The 18,335-nt window shown below is 66.5% G+C and carries 4 protein-coding genes and 2 pseudogenes; all 6 read left to right on the top strand.

Features of this window, described 5'->3' with window-relative positions; genetic code table 11:
- Positions 1–32: 32 nt before the first annotated feature.
- Positions 33–1,229 (top strand): argininosuccinate synthase, encoded by a 1,197-nt coding sequence (locus CKW46_RS17430; RefSeq protein ID WP_012394209.1) that lies wholly within the window; start codon positions 33–35, stop codon positions 1,227–1,229.
- Between the two features lie 94 nt (positions 1,230–1,323).
- The gene (gene argH / locus CKW46_RS17425; protein WP_015355957.1) at positions 1,324–2,736 is read left to right on the top strand and encodes an argininosuccinate lyase; all 1,413 of its coding nucleotides are present in this window, start codon (positions 1,324–1,326) and stop codon (positions 2,734–2,736) included.
- Positions 2,737–2,839: 103 nt separating this feature from the next.
- Positions 2,840–3,901 (top strand): type III polyketide synthase, encoded by a 1,062-nt coding sequence (locus tag CKW46_RS17420; protein WP_015355956.1) that lies wholly within the window; start codon positions 2,840–2,842, stop codon positions 3,899–3,901.
- A gap of 134 nt (positions 3,902–4,035) precedes the next feature.
- Positions 4,036–10,397, top strand: a pseudogene (locus tag CKW46_RS17415) (SDR family NAD(P)-dependent oxidoreductase).
- 20 nt (positions 10,398–10,417) lie between these two features.
- Positions 10,418–16,762, top strand: coding sequence for a type I polyketide synthase (locus tag CKW46_RS17410; RefSeq protein WP_482052194.1), 6,345 nt, complete (start codon positions 10,418–10,420; stop codon positions 16,760–16,762).
- A gap of 5 nt (positions 16,763–16,767) precedes the next feature.
- Positions 16,768–18,297 (top strand): annotated as a pseudogene (locus CKW46_RS17405) (beta-ketoacyl synthase N-terminal-like domain-containing protein); the annotation flags it as partial.
- Between the last annotated feature and the right edge of the window lie 38 nt (positions 18,298–18,335).

The raw sequence follows: 18,335 nt of genomic DNA, 5'->3' as shown, positions 1-18,335 counted from the left end.
CTGCCGGTTCGGCGAAATGAAGGAGTTGGTTCATGTCAGAACGCGTCATCCTGGCGTATTCCGGCGGTCTGGACACCTCGGTGGCCATCAGCTGGATAGGCAAGGAGACCGGCCGTGAGGTCGTGGCTGTTGCGATTGACCTCGGCCAGGGTGGCGAGGACATGGAGGTCGTGCGTCAGCGAGCGCTCGATTGCGGTGCCGTCGAGGCGGTCGTGGTCGATGCTCGCGACGAGTTCGCGGAGGGCTACTGCCTGCCCACCATCTTGAACAATGCCCTCTACATGGACCGCTATCCGCTGGTGTCGGCCATCAGCCGGCCGCTGATCGTCAAGCATCTGGTGGAGGCGGCACGCGAGCACGGCGGTGGGATCGTCGCGCACGGGTGCACGGGCAAGGGCAATGACCAGGTGCGATTTGAGGTCGGGTTCGCGTCGCTGGCTCCCGATCTAGAGGTGTTGGCACCGGTTCGCGACTACGCCTGGACCCGGGAGAAGGCGATCGCATTCGCCGAAGAGAACGCGATCCCGATCAACGTCACCAAGCGCTCGCCGTTCTCGATCGACCAAAACGTGTGGGGCCGAGCTGTCGAAACCGGCTTCCTCGAGCACCTGTGGAACGCGCCCACCAAGGACGTCTACTCCTACACCGAAGATCCGACCGTCAACTGGAACACCCCCGATGAGGTGATCGTCGGCTTCGAACGCGGCATGCCGGTGTCGATCGACGGCAACGCGGTCACGATGCTGCAGGCCATCGAGGAGCTCAACCGCCGGGCCGGGGCCCAGGGTGTCGGGCGCCTCGATGTCGTCGAGGACCGCTTGGTGGGCATCAAGAGCCGGGAGATCTACGAGGCGCCCGGGGCCATGGTGCTCATCACGGCCCACGCCGAGCTCGAGCACGTCACCCTCGAGCGTGAGCTGGCCCGATTCAAGCGGCACACCGATCAGCGCTGGGCCGAGCTGGTGTACGACGGACTGTGGTATTCGCCGTTGAAGACCGCGCTGGAGAGCTTTGTTGCCAAGACCCAGGAGCACGTGTCTGGTGAGATCCGGCTGGTGTTGCACGGCGGTCACATCGCCGTCAACGGCCGGCGCAGCGCGGAGTCGCTCTACGACTTCAACCTGGCCACCTACGACGAGGGCGACACCTTCGACCAGTCGGCTGCCAAGGGGTTCGTCTACGTGCACGGCTTGTCGTCCAAACTCTCCGCCCGCCGGGATCTGCAGTGAGCCGCTACTGCCGAGCAGACGCGAAATCGCAGATGCACCGGCGCGTTGGTGCGATTCTGTGTCTGCTCGCGGAGGAAAAGCTCGCGGAGGAAAAGTGAGTACCAATCAGGGATCGCTGTGGGGTGGGCGGTTCGCCGGCGGGCCTTCCGACGCGCTGGCGGCGCTGAGCAAATCCACCCATTTCGACTGGGCCCTGGCCCCCTACGACGTCACCGCATCGCGGGCCCACGCTGTGGTGCTCTTCCGCGCTGGGCTGCTCACCGAGGAGCAGCGCGACGGTCTATTGGCTGGCCTGGACAGCCTGGCCAGCGACGTCGCCGACGGCAGCTTCGGCCCCCTGGTCTCCGATGAGGACGTGCATGCCGCGCTGGAACGCGGATTGATCGAGCGGGTCGGCCCGGACCTCGGCGGCCGCCTGCGGGCCGGCCGATCCCGCAACGATCAAGTCGCCACCCTGTTCCGGATGTGGCTGCGCGACGCGGTGCGCCGGGTGGCCACGGGTGTACTCGAGGTGGTGGCGGCGCTCGGCGATCAGGCGGCCGCGCACCCGACGGCCATCATGCCCGGCAAGACGCACCTGCAGTCCGCCCAACCCATCTTGCTGGCGCACCATCTGCTCGCCCACGCCCATCCGCTGCTGCGCGACGTGGAGCGGATCGTGGACTTCGACAAACGAGCGGCGGTTTCCCCATACGGCTCGGGTGCGCTGGCCGGATCCTCGCTCGGCTTGGACCCCGATGCGATCGCGGCGGATCTGGGTTTCACCACCGCCGCCGACAACTCCGTCGATGCGACCGCCTCGCGCGATTTCGCGGCCGAGGCGGCGTTCGTATTCGCCATGATCGCCGTCGACCTGTCCCGGCTGGCCGAGGACATCATCATCTGGAGCTCGACCGAGTTCGGCTATGTCACCTTGCACGACTCGTGGTCCACCGGCAGCTCGATCATGCCGCAGAAGAAAAACCCGGATATCGCGGAGCTGGCCCGCGGCAAGTCCGGGCGGCTGATCGGCAACCTCACCGGGTTGCTGGCGACCCTGAAAGCCCAGCCCCTGGCCTACAACCGCGACCTGCAGGAAGACAAGGAGCCGGTGTTTGACTCGGTGGTTCAGCTCGAGCTGCTGCTGCCGGCGATGGCGGGCCTGGTGGGGAGCCTGACCTTCGATGTCGAGCGGATGGCCGCGCTGGCGCCTGCGGGCTACACGTTGGCCACCGATGTCGCAGAGTGGTTGGTACGACAAGGCGTCCCCTTTAGGTCCGCGCATGAGGCCGCCGGTGCCGCCGTGCGCACCGCCGAGGAACGCAGCGTCGGCCTCGAGGAGTTGACCGACGACGAACTTGCCGCCATCAGCCCGGAGCTGACACCGCAGGTACGCGACGTATTGACGATTGAGGGATCGGTGTCCGCACGTGATTCCCGCGGAGGCACGGCGCCTAAGCGGGTCGCCGAGCAGCTTCAAATTGTGCGGGAAATCACTGCTCGGCTGGGCCATGAGCTGATGCGCTGAGCGGATTTTGCCGCTGCGGCCCTCGATCGCGAACTAAACTTCGTGTCCTAGGGAATGTATTGAACGTTTCGGCGTTGATGTTCGTGTTGAAGGGGTGGGACCGATGAGCGTCATCGCAGGTGTGTTTGGTGCGTTGCCCCCGCATCGCTACAGTCAGCGCGAACTCACCGAGACGTTCGTCAACATCCCGGACTTTGAGGGCTACGAAGAACTCGTCCGGCAGATACACGCAAACGCAAAGGTCAACAGCCGCCATTTGGTGCTGCCGCTGGAGACGTACCCCAAGCTGAATGACTTCGGTGAGGCCAATCGGATTTTCATCGACAAGGCCGTGGACCTCGGCGTCGAAGCCTTGATGGGGGCACTCGACGAGGCCGGCCTGCAGCCCGAAGACCTCGATGTCCTCATCACCACCACGGTCACCGGCCTGGCGGTGCCATCGTTGGATGCCCGCATCGCCGGACGCGTTGGACTGCGGCTGGACGTGCGACGGGTACCGCTGTTCGGGCTGGGATGTGTGGCCGGTGCCGCCGGTGTGGCCCGTCTCCACGACTATCTGCGCGGTGCTCCCAACGGCATCGCCGCCTTGATCTCCGTCGAGCTGTGTTCACTGACTTTCCCGGGATACAAGCCTTCGGCTGCGGGTCTGGTCGGCAGTGCACTGTTTGCAGACGGTGCCGCCGCGGTGGTGGCGGTCGGAGACGGACGGGCCGAAGAGGTTGGCGCCAGCGGACCCGACATCCTGGATTCGTGCAGCCACCTGTATCCCGATTCGTTGCGCACCATGGGCTACGACGTGGGCTCCGCCGGGTTCGAGCTGGTGCTGTCCAAGGACATCGCGGATGTGGTCGAGGAATATGTGGCCGAGGACGTCACCACCTTCCTGGCCGGCCACGGCCTCAGCGTCACCGACATCGGCGCCTGGGTCACCCATCCCGGTGGCCCCAAGATCATCAACGCGATCACCGAGAGCCTCAACCTGCCTCCGGAGGCGCTGGAGCTGACCTGGCGTTCGCTCGGCGAGATCGGCAATCTTTCGTCGGCATCGGTGTTGCATGTGCTGCGGGACACCATTGCCAAACCGCCGCCCAGCGGGAGTCCCGGCCTGATGATGGCGATGGGCCCTGGGTTCTGTTCCGAACTAGTACTGCTGCGTTGGCACTGAACAAACGTGAATTTCTGCTCGATCGGGGATCTAGGACGGGGCTACCGGTGCTTGGCCAGGAGCCGGAAAGGAACAACGCCAGCCGCCGCGCGCCCCTCGCGCCGATTCGCTGAGTAGCTGGAAAGGCGCGTTGTATGGACAGCACCCCAGACGAACTCATCACGGCACTGCGCAAGACACTCAAAGAGAACGAGCGGCTCAAGCGGGAAAACCGTGACCACCTTGCCCAAGCCACAGAGCCCGTCGCGGTGGTCGGGATGGGATGTCGTTACCCGGGTGGCATCGCGACTCCCGAGGGCTTGTGGGAGATGGTGGCCGCCGGACGTGACGTGGTGTCGGATTTCCCGACGGATCGCGGCTGGGATGGGGCGAGTCTGTTCGACCCCGATCCGGACGCGGTGGGTAAGTCATACACCCGCAGCGGTGGATTCCTGACCGACGTCGCTGGTTTTGACGCCGAATTCTTCGGGATAGCGCCCAGCGAAGTGATGGCGATGGATCCCCAGCAGCGACTGTTGCTGGAAGTGTCCTGGGAGGCGTTGGAGCGCACCGGAATCGACCCGACCACGTTGCGCGGATCGCCGACCGGTGTGTTCGTCGGGGTCTTCCACGGCTCGTATGGGGGACAGGGCCGGGTGCCCGGCGACCTCGAGAGATATGGGCTGCGCGGGTCGACGTTGAGTGTGGCGTCGGGCCGAGTGGCCTATGTGCTGGGGTTGGAGGGCCCGGCGGTGTCGGTGGATACCGCGTGTTCGTCCTCACTGGTCGCCTTGCACCTGGCGGTGCAGTCACTGCGGTCGCGAGAGTGCGATTTGGCCCTGGTGGGTGGGGTAACCGTGATGGCCACCCCGGCGATGTTCATCGAATTCAGCCGGCAACGGGCGCTATCGGCCGACGGGCGGTGCAAGGCGTACGCGGGTGCCGCCGACGGGACCGCGTTCTCCGAGGGCGCCGGGGCGCTGGTGCTGGAGCGGCTGACCGATGCACAGCGGTTGGGACATCCGGTGTTGGCCGTGGTGCGGGGTTCGGCGGTCAACCAGGATGGTGCCTCCAACGGGCTCGCGACCCCGAATGGGCCCTCACAGCAGCGAGTGATTCGCGCGGCGCTGGCCAGTGCCCGGCTGGGCGTGGCCGATGTGGATGTGGTCGAAGGCCACGGCACCGGGACCACCTTGGGCGATCCCATTGAGGCCCAGGCGATTTTGGCCACCTATGGGCAGGACCGTACCGGGCCCGGCAAAGAGCCCCTGTGGCTGGGCTCGATCAAATCGAACATGGGGCATACCTCTGCCGCGGCCGGGGTAGCCGGAGTCATCAAGATGACGCTGGCGATGCAGCATGGGGTGCTGCCCCAGACGCTGCATGTGGATGTGCCGACGCCGCATGTGGACTGGTCAGCGGGGTCAGTGTCGTTGCTGACCGAGGCGCGTCCGTGGCCGGAAACCGGGCGTGCGCGTAGGGCAGGGATATCTTCGTTCGGGATCAGCGGCACCAACGCTCACGTCATTCTCGAGCAGGCGCCGGCAGCAGAAGAGGTTGCCGCACAGCACAGAACCGATCTCACCCCGTGGATACTGGCTGCGCGGTCAGCTCCGGCGTTAGTCAACCAGGCACGGCGCCTGGCGCAGTGGGTGAGTGATCGCCCGGATCTCGATGTAGCCGATGTGGGCTGGTCGTTGGCTACCACCAGGTCGGTGTTCGAACATCGGGCGGTGGTGGTGGGCGCCGACCGGACGCAGCTGATTCAGGGGCTCGCTGGCTTTGTCGACGGTGAGCCAGGCGCCGGTGTTGTCGTGGGTCGTGCCCGGCCAGTAGGCAAGACGGTGTTCGTGTTTCCCGGCCAGGGGTCGCAGTGGGTCGGGATGGGCGTCGATCTGCTGGACACCTCGACGGTGTTCGCCGATCAGATGCATCCGTGCGAGAAGGCTCTTGCCGAGTACGTGTCCTGGTCGCTGCTCGATGTCGTGCGGGCGGTGCCGGGTGCTCCGGGGCTGAATCGGGTGGACGTCGTGCAGCCGGTGTTGTGGGCGATCATGGTGTCGCTCGCCGAATTATGGCGTTCCGCAGGGGTGCTTCCCGACGCGGTGATTGGCCATTCGCAAGGCGAGATTGCGGCCGCCTACGTGGCGGGGGCGCTGTCCCTCGAGGATGCGGCGCGGGTGGTCGCGCGGCGCAGCCAGCTGCTGGTGCAGCTCTCCGGTGCCGGCGGGATGGTGTCGCTCGCGTGCGGACTGGAACGCGCCCGCCAGCTAGTGGCGTCGTGGAGCGACCGCTTGAGTATTGCTGCGGTAAACGGCGTTTCAGCGATCGTGGTGTCCGGCGAGGTGGATGCTCTCGATGCCCTGATTGGGCGCTGTGAGGCGGACGATATTCGGGCCCGCAGAATCGACGTCGACTACGCGTCCCATTCCGCTCAGGTGGAGGCGATCCGTGCCGAGTTGGCCGAGGCGCTGGACGGTATCGCGCCCCAATCGACATCGACGGCCTTCATCTCCACGGTCACCGGCGAATTCACCGATACCGCGGGCTTGGACGCCGACTACTGGTATCGCAGCATCCGCCAGACGGTGCAGTTCGAACGGGCTATCCGTACCGCCTTCAACAGCGGGTGCCAAGTCTTCATCGAGTCCAGCCCGCACCCGGTTTTGATGGCCGGCATCGAAGAAACCCTGGCTGGCCAGCAAGACTCCGGCGAAGCGATCGTCATTCCATCGCTGGGGCGCGACGACGGCGGGCTGCAAAGATTCTGGCTATCGGTCGCTCAAGCCCATGTCGCGGGGGTGCGGGTGGACTGGGCCTCGATCATCGGCGCCGGCCGCCGGGTGGCCCTGCCCACCTACGGGTTCCAGCATCGCCGCTTCTGGCTGGGGCAGCTCGATGCCGGTCGTACCGACGTGGGCGGTCTGGGGCAGGCCGGTGCCGCGCATGGCCTACTGGGCGCGGTGGTGGAGCGACCCGATTCGGGTGGGGTGGTCTTGACTGGTCAGCTATCGGTGGCATTGCAGCCATGGCTGGCGGGTCATGCGGTGGCCGGCACGGTGTTGTTCCCGGGTGCGGGCTTTGTCGAGTTGGCGATCCGCGCCGGCGATGAGGTCGGATGCGCGGCAGTGGAAGAACTGACCCTGTCAGCGCCGTTGGTTCTGCCGACCGTCGGCGGAGTGCAACTACAGGTGGTGGTGGGCCCCGCCGACCAGTCGGATCGCCGGACAGTAGAAGTGTATTCCCGCGGCGACCAGTCACTTTCGGAATGGTCATTACATGCCGAAGGCGTACTGGCGCCGGCGGCGGTTGCTTCAGTGGGGCAGTTGACGGCATGGCCACCGGAGGGCGCGACGGCGCTGGACCTCGGCGGTGTGTACGACCGGCTGGCAGCCCGGGGCTACGAATACGGTCCGGCGTTTCGCGGTCTGCAGGCCGTGTGGGAGTCGGGGGACGAAATCTTCGCTGAGGTGGCCCTCCCCGAAGACGCCGGCGCGCAGATCGGCGGTTTCGGCATCCACCCAGCGCTTCTCGATGCGGCACTGCATGCGTTGGTGCTGACCGCGGAGCAGAACCAAACGGTGTTGCCGTTCGCGTGGCAAGGGGTGTCGTTGCACGCTGCCGGAGCCTCGCGCTGTCGAGTCCGGATAGCGCAATCTCGGTCCGGCTCGGTGGTCATGGAACTCGCCGACTCGGCAGGTCTGCCGGTTTTGACGGTGCGGGACCTAGCGTTTCGTCCGGTGTCCGACCAGACGTCATCGGCGGGCACGGCCGGTGGCGGTGGCTTGCTAGAGGTCGTGTGGTCACCGCTGGGCAGGCCCGGCGACGACACCGCCGATATACCGGTGACGTTGTGGGACTTGGCCTCCCAGGTCGAGCTGTCCGCGGGTGCGGTGGAGTCGACATATGTGGCCACCGATGGCGCGTTGGGCGCGTTGCAGTCGTGGCTGGCCAGCGATCCACCCGGGGTCTTGGCGGTGGTGACGCACGGCGCGGTAGGACTGGCGGACGAAGACGTGACCGATCTGGCGGGTTCGGCGGTGTGGGGGCTGGTGCGTTCGGCGCAGGCCGAGCATCCTGGTCGCGTCGTACTGGTCGATACCGATGGTTCGGTCGAACTGGGCGCGGTGCTGAATTCCGGTGAGCCGCAGCTGGTGGTGCGTGCGGGCGTGGCCTACCAGGCGCGGTTGAAGCCGGCCGAGTCACTGCTGCGGTTGCCGCCACCGGGCGAGAATTGGCGATTGGTCACCGGCGGCGGTGGCACGTTGGATGACGTGAGGGTGGGCGGCTGTGCGCCGTCGGGGCTGATGACCGGACAGCTGCGGGTCGCAGTGGCCGCCGTGGGCGTCAATTTCCGGGATGTGCTGGTGGCGTTGGGTATGTATCCCGGTGGAGGCGAGCTAGGGGTTGAGGGCGCCGGGATTGTCACCGAGGTCGGGCCCGGCGTTTCCGGGGTGGCCGTCGGCGATGCGGTCATGGGGCTGCTCGGCGTGGTGGGGCCCGAGGCGGTGGTGGATCACCGCTTGGTGACCGCAGTTCCGCCGGGCTGGTCGCTGCAGACGGCCGCCAGTGTCCCGGTGGTGTTCTTGACGGCGTTCTACGGCTTGCGTGTCCTGGCCGAGGTGCGGTCTGGGCAGAAGCTGTTGGTGCACGCGGCCACCGGCGGGGTGGGCATGGCCGCGGTGCAGCTGGCTCAGCTTTGGGGCCTGGAAGTGTTCGCAACGGCCAGCCCAGGAAAATGGGATACGTTGCGGGCAATGGGTTTTGATGATGACCACATCGCCAACTCGCGCACTCTGGAGTTCGAAGAGAAGTTCCGTGCCGGCACCGGTGGAGCCGGAGTGGACGCGGTGCTCAACTCGCTGGCCGGCGAATTTGTCGACGCATCGCTTCGGCTGTTGGTCCCCGGCGGTCGCTTCATCGAGATGGGTAAGACCGATCTTCGTGACCCACAGACGATGGCCGAACAGCATCGCGGCGTTGGGTATCGGGCATTTGATCTCATCGAGGCCGGCCCGGACCTGATCGCGCGGATGCTGGCCGAGCTGAGCCGACTGCTTTGCGCCGAAACCCTGACACCGTTGCCGATCAAGACTTTCGACGTGCGGCTGGCTCGGCAGGCGTATCGCTTTGTCAGCCAGGCTCGTCACATCGGCACGGTGGTGTTGACACTTCCCGACGAAACCGGTGCGGTACCCGCTGGTGCCCTGGCCGGAGGCACGGTGATCATCACCGGCGGGACGGGCATGGCCGGGACGGCCTTGGCCCGCCATGTTGTGTCCCGTCATCGGGTGGCCAACGTCATCCTGGTCAGTCGGTCCGGCGCGCAGGCCGAAGGGACCAGCGAGCTGCTCGGCCAATTGCAGGATGCCGGAGCAGAGGCGGCGGTGGTGGCTTGCGATGTCTCCGATCGGGACGCGGTCGCGGAGCTACTAGCGCAAGTGCCGGCACGCTATCCGCTGCGGGGCGTGATTCACGCGGCGGGAGTGCTCGACGACGGGTTGATCGCTTCACTGACCCCGCAGCGGGTCGATACGGTGCTGCGGGCCAAGATCGACGGCGCCTGGAATCTGCATGAGCTGACCCGCGGCCTCAACTTGTCGGCCTTTGTGCTGTTCTCCTCGATGGCCGGGATCATCGGCACCGCCGGACAAGGTAACTATGCGGCGGCCAACAGCTTCCTGGACGGGCTGGCCGTTCACCGGCGCGCGCTCGGCCTGCCGGGTGTGTCGGTGGCTTGGGGCCTTTGGGAACAAGCCAGCGCGATGACTCGCCATCTTGGTGAGCGCGACAAAGCGCGCATGAGCCGGGTGGGGCTGGCAACGTGTCAACCGAACATGCCCTCGAGCTTTTCGACGCCGCGGTGGTGGCCGACCGCGCCGTTGTGGTGGCCACCCGGCTGGACGCCAACGCGCTCAAGTCCAACAGCGCTGCACTACCGCCGCTGTTGGGCGAGTTGGCCGCTCGCCCCAAGAGACGAGTGATCAGCGACGCCGATGCCGGCGATAACATCGCGGCGGCAACGGGCCTGGTGGCCAGACTGCACGGGCTCAGTGCCGAGCAGCGTCAACGCGAACTCGTCGATGTCGTGTGCAGCAACGCCGCTACCGTGCTGGGGCGCTCCAGCACCGCCGACATCAACGCCCACCGCGCCTTCCAGGAGTTGGGTTTTGACTCACTGACGGCCGTCGAGCTGCGCAACCGGCTCAAAACCGCGACCGGGCTGACTCTTTCGCCCACGCTGATCTTCGACTACCCAAGTCCCGCAGCCCTGGCCGAACATCTCGGCATCCGTTTGGCCACCGCCACGGCGCAACCCGATCTGATGCGCCGATTCGACGACCTCGCCCGCGAACTCGACAAGCTGATCAACCGACCCGACTGGACCCACGAGGACAAGGGCAAGTTGTCCGGCCGCCTACACGACATCCTGGCCGACCTGTCCGCCGATGACGACATCACCACTGCCAGCGAAAGCCAGCTCTTCGCCATTCTCGACGAAGAACTCGGCTCCTGAAGCCTCTACGAGGAGCAATCTTGACGGAAACCACCAAGCATGTTGATTACCTCAAACGCCTGACCGCGGATCTGCGGCGCACCCGCCGGCGGGTCGCGGAGTTGGAGGACAAGCTCTCCGAGCCGGTGGCGCTGGTTGGCATGGGCTGCCGGTATCCCGGGGGAGCGGATTCTCCGGAATCGTTGTGGGAGATGCTGACCCAAGGCCGCGATGCCGTCTCGGAGTTTCCCTCCGATCGGGGCTGGGATATCGACGCAATGTTCGATCCGGACCCGGACGCGCGTGGCAAGACCTACACACGGCGGGGCGGATTCCTGGCGGATGCCGGAGACTTCGACGCCGGCTTTTTCGGCGTTGGTCCCAACGAGGCCTTGGCGATGGATCCGCAGCAGCGGCTGATGCTGGAAGTCTCGTGGGAGGCTTTGGAGCGCAGCGGGATTGATCCGACCACGTTGCGTGGCTCCGCGACCGGGGTATTCGTGGGAGTGATTCACGCCGGTTATGGCGGCGAAGTCAAAGGTGAGCTGGAAGGATACGGGCTCACCGGTTCGACATTGAGTGTCGCCTCGGGCCGGGTGGCGTATGTGCTGGGGTTGGAGGGGCTGGCGGTGTCGGTGGATACCGCGTGTTCCTCGTCCTTGGTGGCGCTGCATCTGGCGGCGCAGTCATTGCGTTCGCGAGAGTGCGATCTCGCGCTGGTCGGCGGGGTGACAGTGATGGCGACCCCCGCGGCATTTGTGGAGTTCAGCCGGCAGCGAGCGCTGGCCGCCGACGGGTTGTGTAAGGCGTATGCGGGTGCCGCCGACGGCACCACCTGGTCGGAGGGGGCCGGGGTGCTGGTGGTGGAGCGACTGGCCGACGCACAGCGGTTGGGTCACCCGGTGCTGGCAGTCGTGCGGGGCTCGGCGGTCAATCAGGACGGCGCCTCCAACGGTTTGACAGCACCGAATGGGCCGTCACAGCAACGGGTGATTAGGGCGGCGCTGGCCAGCGCTCGGCTGGGGGTGGCCGACGTGGACGTGGTCGAAGGCCACGGCACCGGAACCGTTCTGGGGGATCCGATTGAGGCCCAGGCGATTTTGGCCACCTATGGACAGGACCGCACCGAGCCCCTGTGGCTGGGCTCGATCAAATCCAATATCGGGCACACCTCCGCGGCGGCGGGCGTGGCCGGGCTGATCAAGATGGTGTTGGCGATGCAGCATGGTGTGCTGCCCCAGACGCTGCACGTGGATGTGCCGACGCCGCAGGTGGATTGGTCGGCGGGGGCGGTTTCACTGCTGACCGAGTCACGGCCGTGGCCGGATCTGGGGCGCCCCAGGCGCGCGGGGGTTTCCTCCTTCGGGATCAGCGGAACCAATGCGCATGTGATCCTCGAACAAGCCCCCACCGCCGAACACGATCTCGCCGAGCCTGATCGCGGCGCCCCAACCGTGCCGTGGGTGTTGTCGGCGCGTTCAGCACCGGCGTTGGCGAACCAAGCGCAACGGTTGCTGTCCTGGGCCGAAGAGCATCCAGATCTCGACCCGGTGGATGTGGGCTGGTCGCTGGCCGCAACCCGCTCGCTGTTCGAGCATCGGGCGGTGGTGGTGGGCACCGACCGCACGCAGTTGATGGACGGGCTTGCCGGTGTGGTCGCCGGCGAGCACGGCGCGGGCGCCGTGGTGGGCCGCGCGCGATCGACCGGCAAGACGGTGTTCGTGTTCCCCGGCCAAGGCGCCCAATACCTGGGCATGGGACGCGTTCTGTATGAGCGGTTTTCGGCGTTCCGCACGGCATTCGACGCGGTCGCGGCGGAGTTGGATGCGCACCTGCGGCTACCGCTACGGCAGGTCATGTGGGGCACCGATGAGGGGTTGCTGGAAAGTACAGAGTTCGCGCAGCCTGCGCTGTTCGCGGTGGAGGTCGCGCTCGCTGCCTTGCTGTCACAGCTGGGAGTCGTGCCCGATCTAGTGCTCGGGCATTCGGTTGGCGAGATCTCGGCGGCCCATGTTGCGGGTGTCCTGTCCCTACCCGATGCGGCACGGCTGGTGGCGGCCAGGGGCCGGCTGATGGCTGGGCTAGCGGCGGGTGGGGCAATGGTCGCGGTTGCCGCGTCCGAACAGGAGGTGACGCCGCTGCTGGGGTCCGGGGTTGCGGTGGCGGCGGTCAATGGGCCTGACTCGGTGGTGATTTCAGGCCCGGAAGGCGCCGTCGGCGAGGTGGTGGATCGGATTGCGGCACTGGGACGACGGACGCATCGGCTGGCCGTCTCGCACGCGTTTCACTCGGAGTTGATGGACCCGATGCTGCCGGACTTCGCCGAGGTGTTGAAGGGTGTCTCGGCGAGCCAGCCGCGGATCAGCCTGGTATCCAACGTTACAGGCCAGCTGGCCGAGGCAGGCTACGGATCGGCAGCGTACTGGGTAGAGCATGTACGCAAGCCGGTGCGCTTCGCAGACAGTGTGGCGTTGGCCGAGTCATTGGGAGCCGCCGCCTTCGTCGAGGTGGGGCCTAGCGGCGGCTTGACGGCGTTGGTCGAGCAGTCGTTGACTCGTGAGACGCCAGCGGTCCCGCTGCTGATCAAGGACCGCCCCGAGAACGACGCGCTGCTCCTCGGGCTAGGTCAATTGTTCGCCGATGGTCGAGCTTTGGACTGGCGTGAGGCGTTTGCGGGCTTGGGCGCACAGCGCACGGACCTACCCACCTATGGCTTTGTGCGGCGTCGCTACTGGCTCAAGGAGCTGGGCGTTGACCAGACCAAGCTCACCGGCGCTGGTCTGACAGGTGTCGGTCACCCGCTACTGGGGGCGGTGGTGGAGCGTCCCGATGTGGGGGGACTGGTGCTGACTGGCGTGTTGTCACCAGAACTGCACCCGTGGCTACGCGATCACACGGTGGACGGGGTGGTGCTGTTTCCGGGCGCCGGATTCGTGGAGCTGGCGCTGCGGGCGGGCGATGAGGTCGGCTGCCCGCTGGTACAGGAGTTGACCTTGCTGGCACCGCTGGCGCTGCCGCAGACCGGCACGGTGCGGATGCAGTTGGTCGTCGGCGGCGCCGATGAATCGGGCCGGCGGACCGTGTCGGTGTTTTCGTCGACTGCGGATGGCGATTCGTGGGTGCTGCATGCCGAAGGCGTGCTGCGCGCCAGCGGCGTCGGCCATGGTGTCGACCTGTCGGTGTGGCCGCCGGTGGGCGCATCCGCTGTGGATGTGAGTGACGTCTACGACCGATTCGCTGCCCGTGGTTATGGCTACGGACCGGCATTTCGCGGGTTGCGCTCGGTGTGGCGGCGGGGGCGCGAAATCTATGCGGAGGTGGTCGCTCCCGAGGATGCGACGGTGCAGGGCTTCGGGATCCATCCGGCGGTCCTGGATGCCGCCCTGCATGCCTGGGGGTTCGCCACCGCGACCGATCAATTGATGCTGCCGTTCTCCTGGCAGGGGGTGTCGCTGCATGCGGCGGGGGCGGCGCGGCTGCGGGTACGCATCACCCCGGCGGATGCGGGGTCGGTGTCGGTGGAGCTGGCCGACCCGCGCGGACTGCCGGTGCTATCGGTCAAACAGTTGGTAGTTCGCGCCGTTTCTGGTGAGGCGTTGTCGGCGGCCGTGATTGCGGCCGGAGGCACCATCAGCGGCCGGCTGCTCGAGGTTGCGTGGTCTCCGACATCACCGGAACTCAGCGCGAGCGACTCGGCTCGGGATGTGGTGTTGTGGGAGTCCGGCTCTGCCGACGGTGACGTCGCGGTCGGCCAGCGGGTGAACGAGGCGCTGGCGAAGCTGCAGTCGTGGTTGGCAGGCGATGATCCCGGTGTTCTGGTTGTGCTGACCCGGGGCGCGGTGGGCCTGGCCGGCGAAGGTGTTACCGATTTGGCGGGCGCGGCGGTGTGGGGTCTGACGCGCTCGGCGCAGGCGGAGCATCCGGGGCGCGTGGTACTGGTGGACACCGATGATTCGGTGGACATTGCCGATGCCGTCGCTTGTGGGGAGCCGCAATTGGTGGTGCGCTCCGGTGTCGTACATGGGGCCCGGTTGAGATTCATCGATTCCGGATCAGGGCTGGAACTGCCGGAAGGGCCGTGGCGGTTGGCCGTTGGCGGTGGGGGAACGCTCGAGGATGTGCTGGTGCAGCCGTGTCCTCGAGTGGACCTGGCCGCCGGCCAGGTGCGGGTCGCGGTCGGTGCGGCCGGGGTGAATTTCCGGGACGTGCTGGTGGCGTTGGGGATGTATCCCGGCGGTGGGGCGTTGGGTGCCGAGGGCGCCGGCGTGGTCGTCGAGGTTGGCCCCGGAGTGGAGGGCCTGGCCGTTGGCGATGCGGTGATGGGTTTGGTGGGTGTCGTGGGCTCTGAAGCGGTGGTGGATGAGCGGTTGGTGACGACGGTTCCTGCTGGATGGTCGTTGGCCCAGGCCGCAGGTGTACCGGTGGTGTTCCTCACAGCGTTCTACGGGTTGTCGGTGTTGGCCGGTCTCAAAGCCGGCGAGCGGGTACTGATACACGCAGGCGCCGGCGGAGTCGGTATGGCCGCGGTGGCGCTGGCAAAATATTGGGGCGCCGAGATTTTCGTGACTGCTAGCTGTGGCAAATGGGATACGTTGCGGGCAATGGGCTTTGATGACGAACACATTGGTGATTCACGCTCGCTGGAGTTCGAGGAGAAGTTCCGCAAGACCAGCGGCGGCGCCGGGGTGGATGTGGTGCTCAACTCGCTGGCCGGTGAGTTCACCGACGCGTCACTGCGATTGTTGGTTTCCGGCGGGCGATTCATCGAGATGGGCAAGACCGACCTGCGCGACCCACAAGCCGTTGCCGACGAGTACCCGGGGGTGAGCTACCGGGCGTTCGACCTGATGGAGGCGGGCCCGGACGCGATCGCGCGGATGCTTTCCGAGGTCGTCGGACTGCTTCAGGAAGGAATTCTAAAAGCACCGCCGCTCAAGCTGTTTGATGTTCGGTCGGCACAGCAGGCCTACCGCTACGTCAGTCAGGCCCGCCACATCGGAAAGGTGGTCTTGACCCTGCCGCAGGGACCGGCCGCGCAATCGGTGTTGTCCGGAGGGACCGTGTTGATCACCGGCGGCACCGGGATGGCCGGGGCAGCAGTGGCCCGGCATCTGGTGCAGCGCTATGGCGTGGGCCACGTCGTGCTGGTCAGCCGGGCTGGAACGCAGGCGCCGGGAATCGCGGATCTGGTTGCCGAACTGCAGCAGGGCGGCGCCCAGGTGTCGGTGACCGCCTGCGATGTGGCTGACCGCGATGCGGTCGCGGCGCTGCTGGCGCAGCTGCCGGACCGCTACCCGCTCAAGGGGATATTCCATGCGGCGGGTGTGCTCGACGACGCGGTGCTCGCCTCCTTAACACCGGATCGGGTGGAGCCGGTGCTGCGGGCCAAGGCAGCCGGAGCCTGGAATCTGCATGAACTGACCCACGGCATGGATCTGGTGGCATTTGTCATGTTCTCGTCGCTGGCCGGCATCGCAGGGGCCCCGGGTCAGGGCAACTACGCCGCCGCCAACGCGTTCTTGGACGGTCTCGCCGCCTACCGGCGCGGCCAGGACCTACCCGCTGTCTCGATCGCTTGGGGACTGTGGGAACAACCCAGCACCATGACGCAACACCTGGGGGATCGGGACCTGGCCCGGATGAGGCAGGTCGGACTCGATCCGCTGAGCACCGAACATGCCTTGCACCTGCTGGATGCCGCGCTGCTCGGCGAGCGCCCCGGCGTGGTGGCTGCCCAGCTCAATGTCGCTGCGCTGAGCGCCAACCCGGAGGTTCCCCCGATCTGGCGTGACTTGGTCACTCGCTCGGTGCGCCGCGTCGTCGACGCCAACGACAACAGTGCCTCGATGACGGCTCTGATCAGCCGCCTGCACATCCTGAGCCCCGAACAACGTAGCCGCGAACTTGTCGACATGATCTGCACCAACGCCGCCACCGTTCTCGGGAACGCCAGCGTCGATATCGATGCCAACAAGCCGTTCCAGGACCTTGGCTTCGACTCGCTGACTGCCGTGGAGCTACGGAACCGCCTCAAAAGCTCGACCGGACTGACACTTTCGCCCACGTCGATCTTCGACTACCCAACCCCGGCGGCACTGGCCGAACACCTCAGCACCCAACTCAGCTCGCTGTCACCCGCTGCCGCCGATGAACAGCCGAACCGGCTGGCTCGGTTCGATGCGGTGGCCCGCGAACTCGACAGCATGATCAACGAGCCCGACTGGACTGCCGAAGACAGGGAACGGGTGTCGAATCGGCTCCACGGCCTGCTGGCCGACTTGACATCCCCGCAGTCGAGGGGGGAAGACCACAGCCACGATGATGACATCAGCTCCGCCAGCGAAAGCGAACTCTTTGCCATCCTGGACGAGGAACTAGGACCGTAGGCGTTATGTCGCGGGCGACGAGTCTGCGCCGGCAGCATGGCGACGGCGATCAAGAGTTCGCATCGGCTGTGGCGATCATCGGAGTGGCATGCAGGTTTCCCGGTGCGGCCAACCCCGGTGAGTTCTGGGAACTGGTGTCTGAGGGGCACGAAGTCGCCAAACCCATTGACCATGTCGGCGACTTCGATGCCGAATTTTTCAATGTGTCAACGCGCGAGGCGGCGGCGATGGACCCACGGCAGCGACTCGCCCTGGAACTGGCATGGGAACTATTCGAAGACGCCCGCATCGTTGCGGAATCCGTGCGCGGCGAGCCCATCGCCGTCTACCTCGGGGCAATGAACGACGACTATGCGTTGCTGACGCTGGACCAGGCCCCGGACAAGCTCGATCACTACTCGTTCGCCGGGGCCAGTCGGGGGATGATCGCCAACCGGGTTTCCTACGGTTTCGCCCTGCACGGTCCCAGCATGACCGTCGATTGTGGCCAATCGTCCTCGCTGGTCGCGGTGCACCTGGCCCGCGAATACCTGCGCGGCGCAGGTGATGCCACGATGGCGATCGCGGGCGGCATTCACCTCAACTTGGCGAGCGAAACCGGCCGGCTGGAAACAGAGTTCGGAGCTGTGTCGGCCTCTGGCCGCACCTACGCATTCGACGCACGAGCCGACGGCTACGTGCGCAGCGAGGGTGGCGGCCTGGTGCTGCTCAAGCCATTGCGCGCCGCGCTCGAGGACGGAAACAGTATCCGCGCAGTAATTCTGGGCGCCGCCGTGGGCAGCGCTGGGCGCACGGCGGGTGGACTGGCAGCTCCCTCGGCCGCCGCGGAAGCCGACGTGATGCGGCGGGCGATGGCCAGCGCCGGCGTCGATCCCAACCAGATCGACTACATCGAGGCACATGGAACCGGCACGCGAATCGGCGACACCACAGAGGCCCAGGCGCTGAGCGAGGTCTTTGCCACACGCGAGACCCCGGTGTGGCTGGGTTCGGTGAAGTCCAATATCGGCTACACCGGCGCTGCCGCCGGAGCCGCGGGCCTGATCAAGACGGTGCTCTCGCTAGAGAATGGCGCAATACCGGCCAGTCTCAACTACGTTGGCGACAGCGCCGGGACAGACATGGAAAGCCATGGCCTGCATGTCAGTACCACACTCACACCCTGGCCGCGCGGAGCCGGGCCCCGCCGGGCCGGGGTGTCGTCGTTCGGCATGGGCGGCACCAATGCGCATGTGATCGTGCAACAGGCTCCGATCCCGCAAGAGGCCGTGGCGGACCCCGACGGTACGGAAGCGACCGTGCCGTGGCTGGTTTCGGCGCGTTCTCGGGCGGCGTTGGCGGGGCAGGCGCAGCGGTTGGCTGCGTGGGTGGCCGAGCTGCCCTCGATCGATGTGGCCGATGTCGGCTGGTCGCTGCTGTCGACGCGGTCCGTGTTCGAGCATCGGGCGGTGCTGGTGGGCGGTGATCGCGGTGGGTTCATGGCGGGGTTAGCGGCCTTAGCCTCAGGCGAACCGGGGGTCAACCTGGTTGCCGGACCAGGGCTCCGGCGTTGTTGATTAGCAGGCTTGTGAGC

Source organism: Mycobacterium liflandii (assembly GCF_022354805.1).
Classification (GTDB): Bacteria; Actinomycetota; Actinomycetes; order Mycobacteriales; family Mycobacteriaceae; genus Mycobacterium; species Mycobacterium marinum.
This window is presented reverse-complemented; position numbering and strand designations above follow the sequence as displayed.

Coding starts and splice junctions, on each gene's coding strand:
- CKW46_RS17430 (WP_012394209.1), top strand. CDS start 33: ATGTCAGAACGCGTCATCCTGGCGTATTCCGGCGGTCTGGACACCTCG.
- CKW46_RS17420 (WP_015355956.1), top strand. CDS start 2,840: ATGAGCGTCATCGCAGGTGTGTTTGGTGCGTTGCCCCCGCATCGCTAC.